Origin of the sequence: Anabaenopsis elenkinii CCIBt3563, assembly GCF_015245355.1 — a bacterium.
In the GTDB taxonomy this organism is placed as follows: Bacteria; Cyanobacteriota; Cyanobacteriia; order Cyanobacteriales; family Nostocaceae; genus Anabaenopsis; species Anabaenopsis elenkinii.
In genome coordinates, this window is record NZ_CP063311.1 from 3,887,281 (window position 1) to 3,910,093 (window position 22,813).

At 41.8% G+C, this 22,813-nt stretch carries 25 protein-coding genes and 1 riboswitch; of the genes, 19 read left to right on the forward strand and 6 right to left on the reverse strand.

From position 1 onward, the window contains the following. The first annotated feature begins 119 nt into the window (after nucleotides 1-119). The 9 genes from nifE (at nucleotide 120) to IM676_RS17090 (ending at nucleotide 6,115) form a co-directional block, all read left to right on the forward strand. On the forward strand, nucleotides 120-1,499 hold the full coding sequence (nifE, locus tag IM676_RS17050) for a nitrogenase iron-molybdenum cofactor biosynthesis protein NifE (RefSeq protein WP_200987986.1): 1,380 nt from the start codon (nucleotides 120-122) through the stop codon (nucleotides 1,497-1,499). A 45-nt stretch (nucleotides 1,500-1,544) separates the two neighbouring features. Further along, the gene (gene nifN / locus IM676_RS17055; RefSeq protein ID WP_200987987.1) at nucleotides 1,545-2,873 is read left to right on the forward strand and encodes a nitrogenase iron-molybdenum cofactor biosynthesis protein NifN; all 1,329 of its coding nucleotides are present in this window, start codon (nucleotides 1,545-1,547) and stop codon (nucleotides 2,871-2,873) included. A 69-nt stretch (nucleotides 2,874-2,942) separates the two neighbouring features. Beyond that, a complete protein-coding gene (gene nifX, locus IM676_RS17060) occupies nucleotides 2,943-3,332 on the forward strand; it encodes a nitrogen fixation protein NifX (protein ID WP_200987988.1) in 390 nt (129 codons plus the stop codon). Between the two features lie 20 nt (nucleotides 3,333-3,352). Beyond that, nucleotides 3,353-3,829 (forward strand): NifX-associated nitrogen fixation protein, encoded by a 477-nt coding sequence (locus IM676_RS17065; protein WP_200987989.1) that lies wholly within the window; start codon nucleotides 3,353-3,355, stop codon nucleotides 3,827-3,829. A gap of 104 nt (nucleotides 3,830-3,933) precedes the next feature. After that, on the forward strand, nucleotides 3,934-4,143 hold the full coding sequence (locus tag IM676_RS17070; protein ID WP_200987990.1) for a CCE_0567 family metalloprotein: 210 nt from the start codon (nucleotides 3,934-3,936) through the stop codon (nucleotides 4,141-4,143). Then, nucleotides 4,140-4,457: a nitrogenase-stabilizing/protective protein NifW gene (gene nifW, locus IM676_RS17075; protein ID WP_200987991.1), complete on the forward strand. Its 318-nt coding sequence runs from the start codon at nucleotides 4,140-4,142 to the stop codon at nucleotides 4,455-4,457. Before IM676_RS17070 ends, nifW begins: the two co-directional genes overlap by 4 nt. A gap of 10 nt (nucleotides 4,458-4,467) precedes the next feature. Beyond that, nucleotides 4,468-5,268, forward strand: coding sequence for a HesA/MoeB/ThiF family protein (locus tag IM676_RS17080; RefSeq protein ID WP_200987992.1), 801 nt, complete (start codon nucleotides 4,468-4,470; stop codon nucleotides 5,266-5,268). Nucleotides 5,269-5,321: 53 nt separating this feature from the next. Continuing rightward, nucleotides 5,322-5,693 (forward strand): HesB/IscA family protein, encoded by a 372-nt coding sequence (locus IM676_RS17085; protein WP_200987993.1) that lies wholly within the window; start codon nucleotides 5,322-5,324, stop codon nucleotides 5,691-5,693. Between the two features lie 122 nt (nucleotides 5,694-5,815). Then, nucleotides 5,816-6,115 (forward strand): 2Fe-2S iron-sulfur cluster-binding protein, encoded by a 300-nt coding sequence (locus tag IM676_RS17090; protein WP_200987994.1) that lies wholly within the window; start codon nucleotides 5,816-5,818, stop codon nucleotides 6,113-6,115. Between the two features lie 152 nt (nucleotides 6,116-6,267). Here the strand turns inward: IM676_RS17090 and IM676_RS17095 are convergent, their stop codons facing one another. Then, entirely contained in the window at nucleotides 6,268-6,660 is a 393-nt protein-coding gene (locus IM676_RS17095; protein ID WP_200987995.1) for a DUF1636 family protein, read from the reverse strand. Between the two features lie 22 nt (nucleotides 6,661-6,682). Further along, nucleotides 6,683-6,878: riboswitch (cobalamin riboswitch) on the reverse strand. Between the two features lie 415 nt (nucleotides 6,879-7,293). Between IM676_RS17095 and IM676_RS17100 the strand changes: the two genes are divergently transcribed. After that, the gene (locus tag IM676_RS17100) at nucleotides 7,294-7,761 is read left to right on the forward strand and encodes an ankyrin repeat domain-containing protein (protein WP_200987996.1); all 468 of its coding nucleotides are present in this window, start codon (nucleotides 7,294-7,296) and stop codon (nucleotides 7,759-7,761) included. A gap of 483 nt (nucleotides 7,762-8,244) precedes the next feature. Continuing rightward, entirely contained in the window at nucleotides 8,245-9,624 is a 1,380-nt protein-coding gene (locus IM676_RS17105; protein ID WP_200986960.1) for an IS4 family transposase, read from the forward strand. 452 nt (nucleotides 9,625-10,076) lie between these two features. Here the strand turns inward: IM676_RS17105 and IM676_RS20075 are convergent, their stop codons facing one another. Beyond that, complete coding sequence (locus IM676_RS20075) at nucleotides 10,077-10,202, reverse strand: hypothetical protein (protein WP_263973147.1); 126 nt, start codon at nucleotides 10,200-10,202, stop codon at nucleotides 10,077-10,079. 732 nt (nucleotides 10,203-10,934) lie between these two features. On the opposite strand from IM676_RS20075, the gene IM676_RS17110 reads away from it, so the two are divergent. Continuing rightward, nucleotides 10,935-11,309, forward strand: coding sequence for a hypothetical protein (locus IM676_RS17110; RefSeq protein WP_200987997.1), 375 nt, complete (start codon nucleotides 10,935-10,937; stop codon nucleotides 11,307-11,309). Here IM676_RS17110 and IM676_RS17115 read toward each other — a convergent pair whose 3' ends face one another. Together IM676_RS17115 and IM676_RS17120 are read right to left on the reverse strand one after the other, a co-directional pair. Then, the gene (locus IM676_RS17115) at nucleotides 11,310-11,771 is read right to left on the reverse strand and encodes a hydrogenase maturation protease (protein WP_200990256.1); all 462 of its coding nucleotides are present in this window, start codon (nucleotides 11,769-11,771) and stop codon (nucleotides 11,310-11,312) included. 87 nt (nucleotides 11,772-11,858) lie between these two features. After that, nucleotides 11,859-12,281, reverse strand: a complete 423-nt coding sequence (locus IM676_RS17120) for a hypothetical protein (protein WP_200987998.1) — start codon at nucleotides 12,279-12,281, stop codon at nucleotides 11,859-11,861. Nucleotides 12,282-12,434: 153 nt separating this feature from the next. Here IM676_RS17120 and IM676_RS17125 point away from each other — a divergent pair, with 153 nt between their 5' ends. Beyond that, the gene (locus IM676_RS17125; RefSeq protein WP_200987999.1) at nucleotides 12,435-13,205 is read left to right on the forward strand and encodes a Uma2 family endonuclease; all 771 of its coding nucleotides are present in this window, start codon (nucleotides 12,435-12,437) and stop codon (nucleotides 13,203-13,205) included. 66 nt (nucleotides 13,206-13,271) lie between these two features. Here the strand turns inward: IM676_RS17125 and IM676_RS17130 are convergent, their stop codons facing one another. Further along, a complete protein-coding gene (locus tag IM676_RS17130; protein ID WP_200988000.1) occupies nucleotides 13,272-14,867 on the reverse strand; it encodes a nickel-dependent hydrogenase large subunit in 1,596 nt (531 codons plus the stop codon). A 48-nt stretch (nucleotides 14,868-14,915) separates the two neighbouring features. Continuing rightward, nucleotides 14,916-15,878, reverse strand: a complete 963-nt coding sequence (locus IM676_RS17135; RefSeq protein WP_200988001.1) for a hydrogenase small subunit — start codon at nucleotides 15,876-15,878, stop codon at nucleotides 14,916-14,918. Between the two features lie 634 nt (nucleotides 15,879-16,512). Here IM676_RS17135 and IM676_RS17140 point away from each other — a divergent pair. The 6 genes from IM676_RS17140 (at nucleotide 16,513) to hypF (ending at nucleotide 22,769) form a co-directional block, all read left to right on the forward strand. After that, nucleotides 16,513-17,490, forward strand: coding sequence for a tetratricopeptide repeat protein (locus IM676_RS17140; RefSeq protein ID WP_200988002.1), 978 nt, complete (start codon nucleotides 16,513-16,515; stop codon nucleotides 17,488-17,490). 34 nt (nucleotides 17,491-17,524) lie between these two features. Further along, nucleotides 17,525-17,764, forward strand: a complete 240-nt coding sequence (locus IM676_RS17145) for a hypothetical protein (RefSeq protein WP_200988003.1) — start codon at nucleotides 17,525-17,527, stop codon at nucleotides 17,762-17,764. 8 nt (nucleotides 17,765-17,772) lie between these two features. Beyond that, on the forward strand, nucleotides 17,773-17,994 hold the full coding sequence (locus IM676_RS17150) for a hypothetical protein (RefSeq protein ID WP_200988004.1): 222 nt from the start codon (nucleotides 17,773-17,775) through the stop codon (nucleotides 17,992-17,994). 307 nt (nucleotides 17,995-18,301) lie between these two features. Next, nucleotides 18,302-19,138, forward strand: a complete 837-nt coding sequence (locus tag IM676_RS17155) for a NifU family protein (protein ID WP_200988005.1) — start codon at nucleotides 18,302-18,304, stop codon at nucleotides 19,136-19,138. A gap of 35 nt (nucleotides 19,139-19,173) precedes the next feature. Then, on the forward strand, nucleotides 19,174-20,346 hold the full coding sequence (locus tag IM676_RS17160; protein ID WP_200988006.1) for an NHL repeat-containing protein: 1,173 nt from the start codon (nucleotides 19,174-19,176) through the stop codon (nucleotides 20,344-20,346). A gap of 44 nt (nucleotides 20,347-20,390) precedes the next feature. Further along, a complete protein-coding gene (gene hypF, locus IM676_RS17165) occupies nucleotides 20,391-22,769 on the forward strand; it encodes a carbamoyltransferase HypF (RefSeq protein ID WP_200990257.1) in 2,379 nt (792 codons plus the stop codon). Nucleotides 22,770-22,813 lie beyond the last annotated feature (44 nt).

Here is a 22,813-nt window from a genome sequence, read left to right on the forward strand (position 1 = left end):
ACAGATGAACACAGATGAACATTAATCTAGGTTATCTGGTTTGTATGTGGTCAACAGAGGAGTTTTGCAAGCAGTGTATTACTTAATATTTAACACGTCGATCCAGCAAGAGAAGAGACATGAAAAGTACCCAAGGCAAAATTAATGAGCTGCTGAGTGAGTCGGGATGTGAACACAATCAGCACAAACAAGGTGAGAAGAAAAATAAGTCTTGTACCCAACAAGCCCAGCCGGGTGCGGCTCAAGGTGGTTGCGCTTTTGATGGTGCAATGATTGCTTTGGTGCCAATTACTGATGCGGCTCATTTGGTTCACGGCCCTATTGCTTGTGCTGGTAATTCTTGGGGTAGTCGTGGTAGTCTTTCCTCTGGCCCCCAACTCTACAAGATGGGTTTTACTACCGATTTGAGTGAAAATGATGTAATTTTCGGGGGTGAAAAGAAGCTCTATCAGGCGATTCTGCAACTTAAAGAACGCTACAATCCTGCAGCCATTTTTGTCTACGCTACTTGTGTCACTGCTTTGATTGGCGATGATATCGATGCTGTTTGCAAGGCTGCGGCTGAGAAAACTGGCACTCCTGTGATTCCTGTGATTGCTCCGGGGTTCATTGGCAGTAAGAACTTGGGTAACCGCTTTGGTGGTGAGGCTTTGCTGGAATATGTAGTTGGTACGGCAGAACCAGAAATAACTACCCCTTATGATATTAACTTGATCGGCGAGTATAATATCGCCGGGGAAATGTGGGGAGTCACACCACTGCTGGAAAAGTTAGGTATTCGTGTTTTATCTAAAATAACGGGGGATGCTCGCTATAACGAGGTTCGTTACGCCCACCGGGCCAGGCTCAATGTGATGATCTGTTCCCGTGCGTTGCTGAATATGGCTAGAAAGATGGAGGAACGTTACAACATTCCTTACATTGAGGAGTCTTTCTATGGCATTGATGATATGAATCGCTGTCTGCGAAATATTGCGGCACAATTGGGTGATGCTGATTTGCAGGAGCGCACGGAAAAGTTAATTGGTGAGGAAACTGCAGCTCTTGATGTGGCCTTGGCTCCCTATCGCGCTCGACTTAAAGGTAAGCGGGTTGTATTATATACCGGTGGTGTCAAGAGTTGGTCGATTATCTCCGCGGCTAAGGACTTGGGTATAGAAGTCGTTGCTACTAGTACTAGAAAAAGTACTGAGGAAGATAAAGCCCGGATCAAGAGGTTGATTGGTAATGATGGCATCATGATGGAGAAGGGTAACGCTAAGGAATTGTTAAAGCTGGTGAAGGACACCGGCGCTGATATGTTGATTGCCGGGGGTCGTAATCAATACACTGCTTTAAAAGCCCGGATTCCTTTCCTGGATATCAACCAAGAACGCCACCATCCCTATGCTGGTTATGTGGGTATGGTGGAGATGGCACGGGAATTATATGAGGCTCTGTATAGCCCTATTTGGGAACAAATACGTAAACCCGCCCCTTGGGAAGAGTCTGAGGGATAAGGGGAAGGATTGTCAGTTCATGACCAACGAATAAGTATAAATGCAATGGCGATTGTTAATCTTCCTAATAAACCACTTACAGTTAATCCCCTGAAACAAAGCCAAGCTTTGGGTGCATCTTTAGCTTTTTTGGGCTTGAAGGGGATGATTCCTTTATTTCACGGTTCCCAAGGTTGTACTGCCTTCGCTAAAGTTGTGCTTGTACGGCATTTTCGGGAAGCTATTCCCCTGGCTACTACAGCCATGACGGAAGTTACTACTATCTTGGGTGGTGAGGAGAATGTGGAACAAGCAATTCTCACTTTGGTGGAGAAGGTCAGTCCCGAAATTATTGGTTTATGTAGTACAGGACTGACGGAAACCAGAGGAGATGAGCTAGAGCGGTTTCTCAAGGAAATCCGCGATCGCCATCAGTCCCTAAATTATCTGCCTATTGTATATGCTACTACCCCAGACTTTAAGGGGGCGTTGCAAGATGGGTTTGGGGCGGCTGTGGAAAGTATAGTCAGGGAAATCCCCCAAGCTGGTGGGGTCAGAACTGAACAAGTGACTATTTTGGCAGGTTCTGCGTTTACACCGGGGGATATACAGGAAATTAAAGAGATGGTCACAGCCTTTGGCTTAGTGCCAATCTTTGTTCCTGACCTGGGGGCTTCTCTTGATGGTCATTTAGAGGATGATTATACTGCTATTACAGCTAGTGGTACTACCTTAAAACAACTAAGAGATGTAGGTAGTTCAGCCTTTACCATCGCTTTGGGCGAGAGTATGCGACCGGCGGCTAAAATCCTGGAGGAGCGGTTTAATATCCCCTATGAGGTGTTTAGTGAACTGACGGGATTAGAACCGGTAGATGAGTTCCTGCAAGCATTATCTATTCTCAGTAGCAATCCAGTACCGGAAAAATACCGCCGTCAACGTCGCCAGTTACAAGATGCGATGTTAGATGCTCATTTTTACTTTAGTGCCAAGCGGGTTTCCTTGGCTCTAGAACCAGATTTGTTATGGTCAATGGTTAACTTTTTGCAGTCCATGGGAAGTCAAATTCATGGGGCGGTGACTACGACGCGATCGCCGCTGTTGGAAAAACTCCCGGTAAAAAGTGTTACCATCGGCGATTTAGATGATTTTGAGCAATTAGCCCTTGGGTCTGATTTATTGATTGGTAACTCTAATCTAGGTGCGATCGCAAAACGGCTCTCAGTTCCCCTGTATCGTCTAGGTATTCCCATTTACGACCGTTTGGGTAATGGATACTTTACTAAAGTTGGTTACCGAGGCACCATAGAGTTGTTATTTGGCATTGGTAATCTATTTTTAGAGGCTGAAGAACAGAGAGTCAAACACTTATGGAACTTAGGGAATGGGGATTAACAATTAATTGATTGTCAATCCCCCATACCCAACACCCAATACCCGATCCTTAATTCACACAAAAAGAGAATGAAAATAGCCTTTACCACCAGTGACCGAGTTCATATTAATGCTCACTTTGGGTGGGCTAGAGAAATTGATGTTTATGAAATCTCTGATGAGGGATATCAATTTCTGGAAACTCTAAAATTTGAGGGTGATCTCAAAGAAGATGGTAACGAGGATAAAATCACCCCTAAACTAGATGCTTTAGTCGATTGTACCATCGTTTATGTTGCTGCCATTGGTGGTAGTGCCGCAGCCCGTTTAATTAAGAAAGGCGTCACCCCAGTCAAAGCCAAATCAGAAACAGAAGAAATTAGTGAAGTTCTCACAAAACTAGTAAAAACCCTCAAAGGTAATCCTCCCCCTTGGTTGCGTAAAGCATTGAAACAAACCACTCCTAACTTTGCAGATTAACTTGAAGTTTAAGCCACGGTATGAGTACAAATAATAGTGTAAACGGCAGCACCAATACAGTAGTCTTGAACTCGCCTTTTCTCAAGACATTAGTCCAACAAATTCGCGGACAAGATACTTATGGGGTTTATCGTAACTGGTCAGATGAATTAATACTCAAACCCTTTGTAGTTACCAAACAAAAGAAACGGGAAATTTCTCTAGAAGGTGAAGTTGATCCGATTACTCAAGCTCGGATTATGGCATTTTTCCGCGCTGTAGCCGCTGGTATAGAACAGGAAACAGGCCTAATTTCTCAGGTAGTGCTTGACTTAAGTCATGAAGGATTTGGCTGGGCGCTGGTTTTCTCTGGTCGTCTTTTGCTCACTAAAAAAACCTTGCGTGACGCTCACAGATTTGGTTTTGATTCCCTGGAGAAGTTAGCCCAAGAGGGAGATACTTATGTGCAAAAAGGCATTGAATTAGGCAAAAGATTCGCCGAGGTAGGGAACCTTTAAAACAGCCGGAGAAATGACATTAACTTTGTGTCTTTGGGAGTATCCCAAAGACAACAAAGGTGTTTATTGGGATGTTTCTGCTGTGTTGATCATCAGGAGTACTAGTGAGCAAAACAAGTATTGAAGAACTGAAAACTCAAATTAAGCGGCTGAATAGTAAAGCTGGTCAAATGAAGATGGATCTGCATGATTTAGCCGAAGGTTTGCCCACAGATTACAAAACACTTATGGATGTGGCGGCTGCGACTTATAAAATCTATGAACAGCTAGATCAGCTTAAGCAACAACTGAAAATTATGGAGAATTCTCAATGAGTGCAACTATGAATGAATTCAAAAAGCTGGTAGATGCAGAGGAATTTTTTGATTTTTTTAATTTGCCCTACGACCAAGAAATTGTCAATGTAAATCGGTTACATATTTTGAAGAAATTTTCGCAATATATGGCGGAAGTTGATGATAATTCTGCTGATTTGAATACAGAAGAAAGACTTCATCAATATTCTTTGGCTTTGCAAAAAGCTTATGATGTTTTCCTGGAATCAACACCCCATGAACAAAAGCTGTTCAAGGTGTTTAATGAGAAACCAAAGAATGTAGTTACGCTGACAGAAATCACTTCTGATTAGGAGGTAAAAAGTGATCAACCTAACGCCTACCGAGTTGGAACGCTATAGTCGCCAAATGATGCTCCCAAATTTTGGCGAACTAGCTCAAAAACGCCTGAAGTCTGCAACAGTTCTGGTGACGGGTGTGGGGGGATTAGGCGGTACGGCGGCGCTTTACCTAGCAGTAGCGGGCGTTGGGCGGCTAATCCTAGTCCGGGGTGGTGACTTGCGCTTGGATGATATGAATCGTCAGATTTTAATGACTGATGATTGGGTAGGTAAACCAAGGGTGTTCAAGGCTAAAGAAACTCTCGAAGCAATTAATCCTGAGATCCAGGTGGAAGTAGTTCATGATTACATCACCCCGGACAATGTGGACTCTTTAGTACAATCGGCTGATATGGCCCTGGATTGCGCCCACAATTTTACAGAACGCAATTTGCTGAATGAATCTTGTGTACGCTGGCGTAAACCGATGGTGGAAGCAGCAATGGACGGGATGGAGGCTTACTTAACTACAATTATTCCAGGTGTAACTCCTTGTTTATCCTGTTTGTTTCCAGAAAAGCCGGAATGGGATAGACGGGCTTTTGCAGTTCTGGGCGCTGTCTCTGGGACTCTAGCTTGTCTGACAGCTTTGGAAGCCATTAAGCTGATTACTGGCTTTAGTCAACCCCTGTTATCGCAATTGCTGACTATTGACTTGAATCGCATGGAATTTGCCAAGCGCCGTTCTCAACGCGATCGCGCTTGTCCAGTATGTGGTAACACTGCGCCTTGGAGATATGGTCACTCCCCATCAATGGAAGCTACCAGCAATTGTACAAAGTAGTTTTTAGTCATAATTGACACAAATCCCCACACTAGAAATCGGCAGGAAAGGTAATGGCTGTTAGCTTAACAGAAAAAGCAGAATTTCGTCTGCGGGCATTTTTACGAAGTTCAGCCTCTGATCATAACGACACTAAAAAAGGTATCCGTGTATCTGTGCAAAATGGTGGTTGCAGTGGCTATGAATATGGTCTTGAGATCACCAGTAAACCAAAACCAGATGACTTGGTAATTCAGCAGGGGAATGTGCTGATTTATGTTGATGCCAAAAGTGCGCCGTTATTAGACGGGGTGATCATCGACTTTGTAGAAGGGGTAATGGAAAGTGGCTTTAAGTTCACTAACCCCCATGCAAGTGATACCTGCGGTTGCGGAAAATCCTTCAAAACAGATGATGGCACACCTACCGGTATACCTTGCAAATAAGATTGGGAATTCAAACCCATCAATGTGGTGTTGTTTTCCGCGCTGCTACTTTGCACAGTCCACTAAATAAACTTCGACAGATAAATCTATCTGAGCGTCTAAATTTTGAGGAGAATCGGAAAATGGCTACTTACCAAGTGAGATTAATCAACAAAAAAGAAGGCCTGGACACCACAATTGAAGTGGATGAGGATACTAACATTGTTGACGCTGCAGAAGAAAATGGTATTGAATTACCTTTCTCTTGTCACTCAGGTTCTTGCTCAAGTTGTGTAGGAAAAGTTGTAGAAGGTGAAATTGATCAATCTGATCAAAACTTCTTAGATGATGAGCAAGTATCTAAAGGATTTGCTTTACTTTGCGTCACCTATCCCCGCTCTAACTGCACAATTAAGACCCACCAGGAAGCATATCTTGTATAGAATATTGCTTAAACCGCTACTATCAGCAATATTTGCTTACAGCAGTTAATCTGTGGTTGATAATCTTTTGATGTACTACACTCACTTGCAAACTGCTATCAAGATGAAGGATGAAGTATATCCTTCATCTTTTTTTAATACAGATTTTTGCGTCAGGGCGTAGGTACTGCTGGAATACGGGCTAAAATTCCCTTCTTGAGAGGTTCGGGACGTTCACCCCAGGGTAACAAACCTTGTGGGTGTGCATAATATTTACCAGCACACTGGAATACACCATCTACTTCTGGGGGTGATAACTCAGGAGAAAGATCGCCGAAAAGATAAGTATATTTATCATGTGAAGCAAAGGACACAACACAAGAGCGATCGCAAGCGCTCATACATTCTACACCTTGAATCCTAAACTCTGTGTTCAATTCCCAATGGGGATAATGTGCTTCTAAGTGCTTGAGAAGTATTTCTCCGCCACTTTCACCTACACGTTTACCGCCTTCCCACTTACTCCCACAGGTTGTACAAACAAATATTGTATGTTGTGCCTTCATCTATACCTCGTAGATTGTAGCTAAATTTACTTTTATATCGTCGGGTATTCTGACTTACGCAATTTTAAATTTTAAATTTGGTGTTTTTGGTGTTTTATATCTCAAACTAAAAATCTAAAATCGGTTTACAGTTGCGGGACAGCGCCGGAATTACACCGAACTTTCCCCGTTACGTCTAATAGTTAATTTCTACTAGAGCCGAATATATAGAAATTTAGCACATTCTCGTCTTGATTACATATTCCATGACAAAGTTGATAATAACTCCCATACTTTCACGCCATAGAGGGCATAAATAAAAACTGTACTCACAAGTGGTTAATCAAGAAAATATCTAGTTTTTGATATTGACAAACTTAGCTGTAGCTTGAGTTGCATTTTCATGTTTTTTTCAGGTAATGATGGTACTAATGTATGGGGATCTTTATAAATGATTCATAATTGAAACTTATCAAAGTGATAATATATAAATAAGCTAAATTGTTGCTAGTGAACTTAAATATTTATCCTTGAGTAGTGGTGCGGCTACAAGTTAAGGAGAAACTCAGATAAACGCAACAAAAAATAACTAGATTCTGCGTAGATATTTGTCGGAATTTTTTCTATTTGGCTATAAATTGCTAAGGATCAGTTATGAATCAGATCAAGAAGCAAAAATTGAGCGAAGTTACCCAGCGATGGCTGATAGCAAATGGTTATAATCCTTATAACCTCAATCAGCAGGGTGAAAATGGCGACACAGCTTTGATAAAAGCTACTAGAGAAGGAGTTTATGCAGTAGTTAAAGAGCTAATTGAGTTAGGGGTGAATATTAATGCTAAAAACTATGATCGCAATAATGCTTTATGGTTTGCTTGTTTTGGTAACCATTATGAGTTAATTAGCTTGCTCCTCGCTGCAGAAATTGATATTAACAACCAGAATGATAATGGTGCCACTGTTTTAATGTATGCAGCATCAGCAGGGAAGACAGGGGTGGCTAAATTACTTCTCCAACACAAACCTAACTTAAATTTAAGGAACTTCGATGATTATAGGGCTGTAGATTGTGCTAGTAATATGGAGATATTAAGGTTACTCAAAAATGCCGAAAGGTCATAATTTTCCGATAAGTTACCACCATAGTAGTAAGCATTTTTATTTATCTGTACAGGTGCATCCAAATTATGTATATTCTTCTTTTAGTCCTAATTGATTTACAGTTTACTGCAAATTTTACCGCCGGGTGAAATTAAATCTCAATCATCCCGTGCATTAGTTGATCTGGTTAACTAGTGCATTTACCGGGGAGAGGGTATATGAAGATGTCCCTGATTATCTAAGAGGATGTTTGGAAAGTATTAAACAGGTAATTTTTATATTAGGGAACAGGGAACAGGGAACAGGGAACAGGGAGCAGGGAGCAGGAAGCAGGGAGCAGGAAGCAGGGAATGGGGGACACTCCGAAACAATAAAATCCAGTCCCCTCCCCTTACAAGGCTATCCATTACCCACATCTTTCTTAACAATTAGACAAAAGACTTAACATCAGAGTGAAAGCCTTGATGGCTATAGTTTTGAAAGAGAAGACTGGGTAATGGCATCATGGAAAAGTGGGCAGCGAAAGAATTGGCACAGGTAAACTTAGGGGATGCACGTCGAAACAAGCGGTTAATCAGGATAGTAGAAGATTTGGCAGCACAACCAGATAGTAGTGTACCACTTGCTTGTGGAAATATAGCAGCAACAAAGGCAACATATAATTTTTGGAAATCACCACATTTTCAAGCAGGTGATATTCGTGCTGCCCACACATCCAGCACCATAGAAAGAATCAAAAAACATGAGATAGTATTGGCAATACAAGATACAACAAACATAGATTTAACATCGCACCCAGCCACAAAAGGAGTAGGTTATCTTGACCACAGAAAATCATCAGGATTAAAAGTACATTCAACACTTGCAGCCACAAGTAATGGAGTACCGTTAGGAATTATTGAGCAGCAAGTATGGGCAAGAGAACAAGAGAATTTAGGTATTGCTAAAAAACGTCGTCAACGAGAGACAAAAGAAAAAGAAAGTCAACGTTGGTTGGATGGGTTGCAGACTACACAAAATTTGATTCCCTCAGAAATTGAAGTAGTAACAATAGGTGACTCAGAGGCGGATATATTTGACCTTTTTAACCAGCAACGTCGAGAAAAATCACACTTACTAATTCGTGGGACTCATAATCGTAAAGTAGACCATTGTGGCAAATATCTACATCTTGCCATTCGTCAAATCGAAGCATCTGGAACAGTGACTGTAGAAGTAAAACGCTCTCCAGAACATAGTTCCAGACAGGCGAGACTGACAATTAGGTTCACGAGTTTTGATATTCAAGTACCATTACACCATATTGGACGTTTACAGCTAAAACCTGTCAGGTTACAAGTAATTTTGGCAGAAGAGGAAAATCCACCTCCAGGAACAAATCCCATTAGTTGGTTATTAATTACTAGCTTAGAAATTAACAGTCTAGAAGATGCTGCATGTTGTGTTCAATGGTACACTTACCGTTGGTTGATAGAACGTTATCATTACACATTAAAAAGTGGCTGTGGCATCGAGAAATTACAACTGGAAACTGCTGACCGAATTCACATGGCACTAGCCACTTATACTATTGTCGCTTGGCGATTGTTATGGCTTACTTATCAAGCACGAGTTCATCCTGATTTACCTTGTGATGTTGTTTTGGAAAACAGTGAATGGCAGTCCTTATGTGCCACTATCAACAAAAATCCTATTCCTCCAGACCACCCACCTTCTTTGCATGATGCTGTGCGAATGATTGCCACTCTTGGTGGTTTTTTGGGTCGCAAAGGTGATGGTGAACCGGGTGTGAAAACCATTTGGCGTGGGCTACGACGCTTACACGATATTGCTGCTACTTGGCAATTACTTCACTCCGATTCCCCATCTTATCTTGACATTTAGCGATCGCCTATGGCGGAGGGTAGCCCCTCGCCCCTGTATTCAAAAACTCAATCACCTGTTGGGTCTTCTCAATATCCATACTTATTCTTTTTTGTCAATCCTCCCCACTATGCACATCTCTACAACCTTTATTGTGTTTGCCTTCCAGCAATGTTAAGAAAGATGTGGGTAATGGATAGCCTTACAAGGGGAGGGTTAGGGTGGGGTGAAACAATAGTTGATACACTAATCATGACTTATCAAACATCCTCTAAGGGTAAATCCTTGAGCAAGGGGCTTTATATCCTAGGGAGGTTGATGTACAAATTGCTGGGATGTTGGGAATGCTAAAAGTTGAGAATAATTCTCTAACTCCTATTGATGAACTAATTCTAAGGAAGTAGAAAATTATATTATACCAGGAAAAAGTATCAAGGGATGCATTTTTTTTATTAGTTGTGTTTATTATAGGTCTAGTTGGAAATATCAGGATAGGAGCCTAAGATATTGCTTTTTAGATAGCGATCATCATTTAGGTGCGATCGCGCGATCGCTTGGGTGGCGAAACCATAGCGCGTTACCAAAGGTAATCGCAGCATTAGCTGATCTCCATAACCAAGATATACAACTGATTTTTGACTGTGATCAACTTGCTCTCGATCCGGTGTTAGACTTTGAAAATTGAGAGTTTATCACTGCTGGGGTAATCTCAGTCCAGATGGAAGACAAGTCAATTATAGCTTTGCAAGTGAAAGTTCCTTTTGTCTGCGGTACAGACTATTTTGCAGCTAATCATTTATTGAAGATAGCTATCAAGCAACGGCTTTACAGCAGATTCCAGTACAGCAATTACTACAGCTAAAGTTTCATGTTGACAGAGATAAATTTTATCATACTGTGTGGAATAAACCTTCAGTGATAGGTTTCCGGAAACTGTTTATTGCTCAAGAAGATTATCTATATCTCTGGCCACAAATCGCACAACCAATACCAACAGAGCATTTTTTGAGAAAGTCGAAATTGACTCTGTTGTACATCGAGTAGAGGGGATATTACCTGGATTATATCAAGGTACATATTTGCTCACAGCAGTTGATTTCAGATAACAGACCGGTTACTAATGCGTCAATCAGGCGATTCATTACCAGAGGTGGCGTTGTAACTTGGCTTTTAGTATCTGAATAGACAAATTATCAAATAGCTATGGAATTAACGGGTTTCGTTGGTCCACAGAATTGGTTGTCGTGGGATTGGTTCTTTTTATGATGAAGAAACTCAAGATTTCCTCTATGGAATGGCTATTGGCAAATAACTAGGATTATAATCAGCAGATGGCTAAGAATAATTTCTATTTTGATAGTGATGACTCTCATCCTATGCAGCCGACATCGGCAGATATTATACTACGGCAACAATTAGAGTATTCTATTAGTAGGTATTTTTATCAACAGTGCGATCGCACGATTCAAAATCTACTCTCTAATTGTCGCTGGTATGTCACCACCCGCGCTAATGCGATGACACTAGTAATTGAATGTCCAGATCAAGTTACTAACTGGCGGGTTTTACAAAAAATTGTCCCCATGGGAACATTACTTCACTCCATTATCACCAGTGCTAAAATTCGGGTTTGTCCCCCCGATAGTCAGGGTATACCTTTTGAAATGAGGGTAGATGAACTTGCGGTTTATCGTGATTGGGCGTAATTAGTGATTCAATTTACTGACTAATTGTTGAAAAACTAAATCAGCAGAATTTCGCACCACGGGACTTAGTTCTAGTCCTAAATTAAGATTGGCAGCTTCAATCAGGTAAACTGTTACTTGTTGGGGAAAGTCTTGATTAAAGATTTTCCTCCCAGCTGCTAAAGCATGATCCCAGCGAAAATCATGTAAGTTATAACTAGGTTCTGGTAATGCTTCTAGTTCTTGTCCAGGGACTTGAAATACAGCGCCTGGTTCTGAACCTGTAGAACTAGCATCAATGATTATTAATTCTTCACTACCTCTAGCTTGAAACATTACTTCCATCCCAGCGGTTCCACAGTCATATACTTGCACATGGGGATGGGGATTTTGGGCTAGATATTGTTGTAGGCGTTGAGCAATAATTACCCCTACAGCGTCGTCACTGCGGTTGAGGTTACCGCAACCGATAATAGTTAACAAGTTTGTTTTAATTAGGTAATCATTGGTGGATAAATCAGAGGTTTTGACTGCTAGAAAAAACCTCTGACTAATCATTTAGGGAAAATACTAAAACTTCACATCATATTTTTTGGCAATTTCCATAAATTTTTCACACTGCTTTTGTGATGCGTCAGTTAAGATCATTTCGGCTTGTTCTGGAGTATTGCCATCTTTAGGAATTAAATACTTGACATAAAGTGCTATAAAATCGGCTATAACTGCCAATCCAGATAACCCATGTTCGTCAGCTTCTTTCCCAGCGATCGCAGCTACTAAACCAGCTTTAATCGGGTCTGGTTTCACCTTCATAAACTGGTCAATCAGCTTGGGAATGTACTCTGTGGGTGGCAAGTTATTTAACTTACTTTGGTCTGGAGTAAAATTACATTCGGCGGCTTTTGCTTGCTCTAAAACACACCATTCTATGAATTCTTGTAGTGCTGCTTCAGGGAGGCGAGGGAGATATCTATGTAGCGGTATATCAGACACAGGCTTACCGTGTAAATTGATTTTTTTTGAGGTGCATCATAGCTAGCCTAACCCATTACCGCTATTACTTTTAGTATGTTAAGCTACGATATGTTCAGAATAGGCATTGTTGAGAAATTGGATTATAATCGTAATAAATAACAGGTAGTGTTTATGGTAACATCCTCCCTAGTTAGTCAAACCACATCACCCCCAGGGATAGTTATCACTTGGGAACCATTACCGCAGGACTTTGACCTAGAGGATGAACCGGTGGATAATACAGGACAGCCACTATTAGCAGGTGCATTAAGAGAAAGTTTAGAAATTGCTGGTTTTATCCAACCACAAATCTTAATCGCGGCTAACTTTGGGCTATGTGCTACCCTAGATGGACAGTTTATTGCTAAAGCCCCGGATTGGTTATATGTACCGGGAGTTAAGGAAATATTACCAGATAGGAAAAGCTATACACCCCACTTAGAGGGAGATATTCCCGCCATAGTCATGGAGTTTCTTTCAGATAAAGAGGGGGGGGAATATTCAGTCAAACGTACATACCCACCCGGTAAATGGTTTTTTTATGAACAAATTTTACAAGTTCCAGTGTATGTAATTTTTGAGCCAGAGGGAGGACTATTAGAATATTATCAGTTAGAAAATGGGCGGTATGAGTTAAAGTCAGCGGATGAAAATGGCCGCCACTGGGTAGAGAGTATGGGGCTATTTTTGGGAACATGGCGGGGAGACAAGGAAGGGCGCAGTGGTTATTGGTTGAGATGGTGGGATAATCAGGGTAATTTGTTACCCTGGGCGGTAGAGAAGATTTTACAAGAACGCCAACGCGCAGAACAGGAACGCCAACGCGCAGAACAAGAACGCCAAGAAAAGGAAAAACTCAGAGCCTATTTACAATCCCGGGGAATTGATCCTGATATCTTGTAGGTGGGTCAAATAATACATTGATAGCAACAATTAACAACTTGCTGCTACCAAGACATCAAAGTATACTTAAGCAGTACGAAAACGTGCCAACTCTGCGCCAGTTTTCGCATCGTGAGCGTGAACAGTACACACTAAACAAGAATCAAAAGATCGCGCCACGTGACCAACCTCCACCGGGTCCGTAGAATCTTCTATGGGTGTCCCGATTAAAGCTTCTTCAATGGGGCCGAGTTTACCTTCACCGTCACGGGGGCCAATATTCCAAGTACCAGGAGTAATTACTTGGTAATTTTTAATTTTACCGTTCTCTACCTCCACCCAGTGAGACAAAGCACCCCGCGCTGCTTCGGTTGCGCCCCAACCCTGGCCATCCTTTTCTGTAGGTTTAATATACCAAGGGTCATTTAATTGAAACTCCCGTAAGCAGTGTTCAGCTTGGCGATATAACTTGACAATCTCATGCAATCGTCCTAACTGGCGTACGTGAACACTAGCACCACCCATGTGCTTAAAGACATCTAGAATAAATCCGTCATGGTGTTGCCAAGATTCGCCGTGATTACCACCAGCTACTAACTGCCGGGCTAGGGGTCCAGCTTCTAAGCGTCCGAAATCTTGGTGACGTACAGCACTAGCCCAAGAGTAAGCATTGTCAAAATCTTTGCTATTATTAACAGTGGGTTTAGTAGTGCGGTTGGTGGGGTGAATATCTGCGGTACCCTCATCGTACCAGGAATGAGTGGTATTTTCCCGGATTTGGGACTGCTCCATTAAAGTGTGAGTATCGCTGAAGCTGTCATATACACCACTTTTCATAATCATAGCAGCATTGCGCCCGGCAATGGTGGGCTTTTGGTATTTGTCTTCATGGGCTAAATATCCCCAAGTGACATATTTACCAACACCAGCGCCATATCTGTCAAGACCGATATCTAAACCCATGCGCCAATAAAAACCCAAGTCAGACTCACGATGATTCAGGTCTTCATCTAGCCAGGCCATAAAATCATCATAGGTGCGGATTTGTTCATAGCGTTCTAGGGAACAACCCAACCATACAGGCTCTAACCAATTGGTGCGGAAGTATTCCAGGATTGCCCAAGCGCGGGTAATATCGGTGAGGGTGGGGGCGCACATCACACCACCAGGAACCATGTAACTAGAATGTGGCCATTGACCACCGAATAAAGCGTATATTTCTACGGGTTTGCCGGAAATTGTGACACCAATTTCGTAAGATTTACCTGTGAAGGCTGCAAAGCGGCGACAAGCTTCTTCATAAAAGCGACTACGACGGTAATTTTTATTAGTGAGGTCAATGGCAAACAATCCATAAAAATATCTAGGTATACTTTGCATTGTTTCCACAATTTGACCCAAATTTCTGGCCAATATGGCATTGCGAGGCACTTCTGTACCCCAAAGTGTATCTAATGCCCAAGATGCACTGGTGAGATGGGAACCACCGCAGATACCGCAGATGCGGGGTGTGACAATTAATCCGGCTTGGGGGTCTTTGCCGCGTAAGATAATTTCAAAGCCGCGAAACAGTTCGGCGTGTGTCCAGGCGTTCACTACCCGCCCATTTTCAATATCAACGCGCACATCTAAATCCCCCTCAACTCTACCAACGGGGGAAATATCTAATGTTTTAATTGCCATTCTCCTCTCCTGTAATTAATTAAGGAATGGGGTCTCTAGTCCCATTCCCTAAACTGTGAAAAAGTCTTCTTCTGCCCAAGCTGGGGCTGCATCTTTAGCGGCCATGGTCAAAACGGCGTAGTCTTTGGGTTTGACTCCGGGGGGTAGTTCTTTAGGAACTCCCATGATTGTTTGGGTTTTAAATACGGTTCCTGGTTGAAGGTCAAAGAAGGGAAATTCTGGTTCTGTACAACCTAAACAAGGCATACCGGCGCGAGTTTTGGAGGAAACACGGTTCCACAAAATGCGGTTACAGGATGAGTGGGTCATGGGACCACGACAGCCTAAATCATAAAATAGGCAACCTTTACGTTGACCAAATTCCCCTGTGGATGCTTTGTAAGCAAAGTGAACGTTACGGGTACAGCCTGTTTGAGTGTATGTGTTGAAGAAGGTTTGGGGACGATGTAATTCATCTAGGGCGATGTCGGTTATGCGTCCGGTGGCGATCGCCACTAATATCTGCGTAATCCAATCGGGATGGGCGGGACATCCGGGAATATTAATTACCGGTATTCCGGCTTTAGAAACAAAATCCTGACCTAAAAAGCCCCCTGGTTGACGCTTGAGAAATTGCAAGCCTGTTGATTCGCTGGGGTTGGGTGACATAGCTGGGATTCCTCCCCATGTGGCGCAGTCTCCCACTGCTACGATAAATTTAGCCGATTGGGATAGGTCGGTTAACCAGTCTTTCATGGGGCGATCGGCGAAACGGTTCCATTCCCCTGTACCATTGGGGGCATTTACAACGCTGCCTTCAAAGACTAAGATATCTAGGGGAATTTTGCCTAAGATACAATCCCAGAGGAGGGTTTGTAAATCGTTACCTAGTTCCAGTCCCAAGGAGGGATGCCAAAGTACCTTAATACCAAAGTCGGCAATTAAATCACAGACTGTCGGTTCTTCGGCGTTAAGAAATGACATGGTGTTACCTGAGCACGCACCACCTTGCAGCCATAGTACGTTAGTCATTAGCTAGACATTTTTGTATTGTTGATTATGCACTGATGGAGGTGATGAGACTTGTAGAGTATCACCTGTTTATCAATATTTATTATTATAATTTAATTTTTGAATTAATTATTTTTTCTTCATCAAAATGTAATAGATTATTGAAGTTAGCAGTCCTCAAATAGTCTTTAAATATTTCAGGTGTTTAAAGGTGATATTAATATTGGCAATTTCCCGGTTGATTTTGATCAACAGATTGCCTTATGGTAAAAGAATTGATTTGATCAATTTTCCACGTAGATTAATCAAATCTATACAAGGGTATGGGGAAAATGAGCGCCGATTTCATTTGAGTTGAGTACAGCGGTTAGGATGTTGACCCCAGAGGATTGATGATATTAATATGTGTACTTGCTTGACTTGAATAGTGCTATATTTCCTAGTTTGGATCGGGGAATCTCAAACCGCAGTCTACAGCACAATACCGTTGACTTAAAATAATTATCAGCTGAGTCTCACACACTGCAATCTTAGCTACTTAGATTTGATTTTGGGCTTAATTGCCAAGTGTTGATTTATGGGATTTTAAACCTGTGTAAATCTGCTGAGTTGATAAACCTACCCATTAATGGGCTTTGACCAAATCAAGGCAGTTATGAACCCCACTATTACAGATTCAGCAGTAAAAGCAGCGATCGCAGCTATTGGCTCGGAGTCAGCCACAGTAGCAGAAAAAATCCAGATGCTGATTGAAATGGCTCAAGGCTTTCATCAGCAACCCAAAACCGCCCAAGATTTACGCAATGCAATGGGTCTATATTACCGAGCCTATCAGATGTGTGGTGAGGAATACCCCCTATTGCAAGCCAGGGCTTTGGTGGGGATGGCAGGGACGTTACAAAGTATACCTAATGGCGGTTCTCAACTGCTGCTAGAAGCCAAAGCAAATTATGAGCAAGCTTTGCCAATTTTACAGCAATTAGCATTACCGGCAGAAGTGGCAGAGGCACAGATGAATCTGGGGCTGGTTTTGCAGTCGTTAGTACCATTCAATCTGGCACGGATGACGGACAGTATCCAAGCCTATCATCAGGCTTTGCAGGTGTTTACTTGGGACAATTACCCACAGGAATACGCAATTTTATACAATAATATTGCGATCGCCTATTTGTCCATGCCTATGGCATCACAACAAGAATACCTACGTCAGGGGTTAGCAGTACAATCCTTTGAAGTGGCATTACAGCACATTAACTTAATTGACCATCCTCGTGAATATGCCATGTTGCAAAACAATTTGGGTAATGCTTTGCAATATTTAGTCAGTTCCCATCCTCTAGATAATAACTTACGGGCGATCGCAGCTTATGACGAAGCCCTCAAAGTCCGTAACCCCAGAGACACCCCCCTAGAATACGCCAACACCATATCGAATAAAGCGAACGCCTTATTTAACTTACCCGATGACCTAGAAAAGCCAGAATTGGGGAATCCTCAAAACCTCTTACAAGCATATAATTACTATCAAGAAGCTTGGGCAATTTTCACCAAACATGAACAGCAAGAACAAGCAGAAATTGTCGCCCAAGCTATACAAGATATAGAAGCACAAATGCGCGTAACTATGGATTAGTTGGGAATTTACTTACACCTATCACCGAATCACTATGACAGAAATACTCTCGAACTTAGCAGATGGTAACTTGAACCTAACCACAGAATTTACCTGGATATTGATAGCTATCGCCTTATCAATGTTTAGCGGTGCAATTAGTGCCATGATATTAGCAGGAAAAGACATTGGCTATCAATTTTCAGCCACTTTAGGGGCATTATTTGCCCCTGCTGGTGTGATTCCCGCCATATTATTAAGTTTTGCTCTACTCAACCTATTCAGCAGTTATTAGGAGGCATAATGTTAGAACTTGGATGGCTATCTGCCAAATTATTTTTCAAAGGTAAACTTCTGCGTGACCCAGGGGATTTTTTCCAAAAAATTCTCATGGCGACAGGTGTCGGTTCTCTCATATTGATATTATCCCAAACTGCAATCCCTTTTTACCTAGCAGTGACAGTATGTAGTTTAATTACAGGTGCAATGATGCCATATCTATTGAAAGATTTCAAAATGAAATAAATCTAGTATCTGCAATTAATCAAATACAGATGAATCAGGAATTATATGTATTCATCTGTGTACCCTGCGGTTAGTAGTTAATTGCAGAAATTTTATTTACAGCGCATTTTATCTGAGTGAAGTACAGAAGGGCGGGCAGGATGCCCACCCCACAAGATTTATGATATTAAGATGTGTACTTTATTTACTTGAAAAGTGCTGTAAATGAGAGGGCGGGAAAATACTGAGCCTATAATAACATTGATAACCTGGCGAATAATTATATCACCAAGTCAGCCAAATACTACCAACTACCGACCAATATCTCATGACCAAGCTGGAAGAATTAGTTACGGAGATTAACCGATTTGAAGCGATTATATCTCAATGGGATGAAAGCCAAAGGTGTGTAGCTGTAGGACTAAAAAGAGCGATTGAAGATTTACATAAAGCAGCACTGACTAGTTTAATTAAAACCGTCAAAAAAGAGTCAATATCAGCCTTGCGGCAGGCAGTAGATGATGATATAGTATATTCTGTTCTGCTCTATCATGAACTAATTAAACCCCCACAACCATCCCTAATAGACAGAGTGCAAGCAGCCCTTGCAGAAGTTAGACCCGGCTTACAAAGCCATAACGGTGATGTGGAATTTGTGGCAATTAAAGCACCTGATACAGTAGAAGTTAAATTAATTGGTAGTTGTAGCAGCTGTGCCACTTCTAATTTAACTTTAACTCAAACTGTGGAACAATCGATAAAAAATCATTGTCCGGAAATTACCAAAGTTGTGGCTGTTAATGATGGTGCTTCTGGAGTCAATAGTATATTGGCTGGGAAAGATACAGCCACTTGGGTAAAAGTGACCACAGTGGAGCAAATTCCCCAATCGGGAATCTTGACAGGTAAAATAGGGAAGAATTCCCTGATTTTATATCGTCATGGTGAAAATGTTAACTGTTACCTGAATGCTTGCCCACACCTAGCAACTCCTTTAGATCGGGGTAAGTTAGATAATCACATTCTCACTTGTGCATCTCATGGATTTCAGTATAACTTACAAACTGGTGAATGTTTAACTGTTGCGGATATTCCATTACAGTCTTATCCAGTACAAATTAAAAACGATAAAGTGTTTGTAAAATTGCCTAAATATTCTGTTTGATTCAGGTAATTTTTATAGGAAATAATCGCCGGTTAATGGATATACCCATCAATATTAATGCTGCACCCCAATTACCTTTATCGGCTCATGGTCCTGAGGTGATTTTAGGTGATATAATTACACCAGAAATATTAGCAGTGCCTATAGTACCTAGTGCGGTATCTATGTTTGGCCCTCGTGGTGCTTGTTTATTATCTCCAACCGGTCCATTATGGGTATCAGATACGGGACATCACCGCTTATTGGGATGGCGAAATTTACCGACTAGAGATAGTCAACCAGCTGACTGGGTAATTGGACAACCGGATTTTGAGCATGAGGGACAAAATGCTAAAAGTTCACCGGGGAGAAATACTTTTAGTGTTCCTACGGGAATTTGTGCTTGTGGTCATGGGTTAGCGGTGGCTGATGCTTGGAATCATCGGGTATTGATTTGGTATAATGTCCCGGAAGATAGTCATGTACCAGCAGATTTAGTGTTAGGTCAAGCTGATTTTAGCCATTGTGAACCCAATGGAGGTACTTCAGCAGCAGCTGATACTATGCACTGGCCCTATGGTGTTTTTTATGATCAAGGTAAGTTATTTGTTGCTGATACGGGAAATCGGCGGTTATTAATTTGGCATGAGTTACCTACAGAAAATGGTCAACCAGCTGATTTAGTTTTGGGACAACCAGATCTGATATCGCGCCATGAAAATGGGGGGGGTTCTCCTACTGCTGCGAGTATGCGCTGGTGTCATGATATTACGGTTTGGGATGATAATTTAGTGGTGGCTGATGCGGGTAATCATCGGGTAATGATTTGGGAGGGAATACCTACAGAAAATAATGCGCCTTGTGCGGTGGTTCTGGGACAACAAGGCTTTGATGTTGTGGAAATGAATCAAGGTGTTTATTTTCCTAGTGCTGGTAGTATGAGTATGCCTTATGGTGTAGGTGTTGGTAATGATTGGTTGCTGGTTGCTGATACTGCTAATTCCCGGTTGTTAGGATGGAAAAGACGGGAATCTTTATTATTATTGCAGGGGGCGGTGGCTGATGCGATCGCGGGACAAGCAAATTTTGACAGTAAAGGTGAAAATCGTAATTTTGGTTTACCAGGGCGGGATAGTTTAAATTGGTGTTATGGGGTGAAGGTTTGCGGTAATACCGTGGTGATTGCTGATTCTGGAAATAATCGGGTTTTGTTGTGGCGGTTACAGTAAGAGTTTTTTAAATCCTGATGCGTAAAAAAAGAACCATGGAAGATGTGGTAACCGAAGAAATTAGAGTTCGTGGTACTGTTCAGGGTGTGGGATTTCGCCCTACTGTTTATCGTTTAGCTAAAGCTGGGGGGTTATGTGGTGAAGTTTGTAATGATGGTGAGGGGGTTTTAATTCGGGTGTCTGGAAGTGAGGGGGCGATCGCTGATTTTGTAGGACGACTATATATTGAATGTCCTCCTTTGGCAAAAATTCAGGAGTTGATTCGCACACCTTATGAGGGTAATTGGAGTTTTCCTGATTTTGTGATTGCTCACAGTGTCAGCAGTTCTATTAAAACTGAAATTGCTCCTGATGCTGCGACTTGTCCCCAATGTCAACAAGAAATTTTTGACCCCTTTAGTCGATTTTTTCGTTATCCTTTTACTAATTGCACTCACTGCGGCCCCCGGTTCAGTATTATTCGTGGGATTCCTTACGATAGATGCAATACCAGTATGTCTGCGTTCCCTATGTGTGCGGAATGTGAGCAGGAGTATAATGATGTAGAAAATCGCCGTTTTCATGCCCAACCTGTAGCTTGTCATACTTGCGGACCCACAGCTTGGTTAGAACGCGCTGATGGTCAACCTGTGACGGCTTCCATGTTTTCTATGCTTGATGATGTGGATGCTGTTTGTACTTTGCTGCAAAAAGGGGAGATTGTGGCTATTAAGGGGTTGGGTGGTATTCATCTGGCTTGTGATGCAACTCAAGAGGGGGTTGTGCAAAAACTCCGTCAACGTAAACACCGTGATCATAAGCCTTTGGCTTTAATGGCGCGGGATATTTCTATTATTGAACAATATTGTATAGTCAACGCCAGGGAAAGGGAATTATTACAGAGTCCCGCAGCGCCTATTGTGTTGTTACATCAGAAACCATGGGAAAGTGAAGATGGGAAGCTAATTCCTGAGTTTCCCATTGCGCCTGGAGTTGCACCAGGGCAAAATACCCTGGGTTTTATGTTACCTTATACACCTTTACATCATTTAATTTTACGGCGGATGAAGCGCCCCATTGTGCTAACCAGTGGGAATATTGCTGATGAACCACAATGTATTGATAATGGGGAAGCTAGGGAAAAGTTAGGTAAAATAGCTGATTATTTTCTGTTACACAATCGGGAAATTGTCAACCGAGTTGATGATTCTGTGGTGCGGGTGGTTGATGATCAAGTAAAAATCATTCGCAGAGCTAGGGGATACGCACCAGCACCGATGAAGTTACCGCCGGGATTTGAGCAGGTACCGCCGATTTTAGCAATGGGTAGTCAGTTAAAAAATACCTTTTGTCTATTGCGGGAAAATGAGGCGATTGTTTCCCAGCATTTGGGAGATTTAGAAAATGCAGGGGCTTTTTATGGCTATCATGATACACTCAATCTCTATTTAAATTTATTTGAACATCAACCCCAGGCGATCGCTGTTGACAAACATCCTGAATATCTGGCGACAAAACTGGGTAAGGAAGTCGCACCTGTGAATAAAGTTAAATTGCATCAGATCCAACATCATCACGCCCATATTGCTGCTTGTATGGCAGAAAATGGTATTCCTTTAAATGCACCCCCAGTTTTAGGTATTGCTTTAGATGGGTTGGGTTATGGCGAAGATGGTACATTTTGGGGGGGTGAATTTCTGTTAGCAGATTATCGCCAATTTCAGCGATTAGCAACTTTTAAGCCTGTAGCTATGATTGGGGGTGAAAAGGCTATTTACCAACCTTGGCGTAATACCTACGCCCATTTACTTAGCGCTGATCTTTGGGAGACTTGTCAACAAGAATATTCTGAGTTGGAAATTATCAAATTTTTACAGCAAAAGCCTTTAAAGCTGATTAATCAAGCTGTAGCACAGGGAATTAACTCCCCCCTCGCTTCCTCCGTTGGGAGGTTATTCGATGGGGTTGCAGCTGCTATGGGTATTTATCCCCAAGAATGCAGCTATGAAGGACAAGCTGCGATCGCCATGGAGGCTTTAGTTAATCCTCACAGTTTAAATAATTATGAAGAAACTCTAATTTATCCTTTTGAGGTAAATTTTTCCGATAGTATTTACTATATAGACTCTAAAGCAATGTGGCCAGACTTACTTCAAGACTTGCAAAAACAAGTTACGCCATCAGATATAGCTACAAAATTTCATCAAAGTTTATCTCAAACTATTGTCAATTTAGTTAAACATCTGTGTCACGAAAATGTAATTAATCAGGTGGCTTTAACAGGGGGTGTATTTCAAAACTGTATCTTATTAGCACAGGTAAAGGCAGGTTTAGAAAAGTTAGGTATCCATGTACTGACACATAATTTATTTCCTGCTAATGATGGCAATATATCATTGGGACAGGCGGTGATTACCGCAGCACAATTAATGAATGTTTCTTAAAATGCTGTTGAGGTTAGTTTAATTTCCCACCAAAGTAAGGTTGT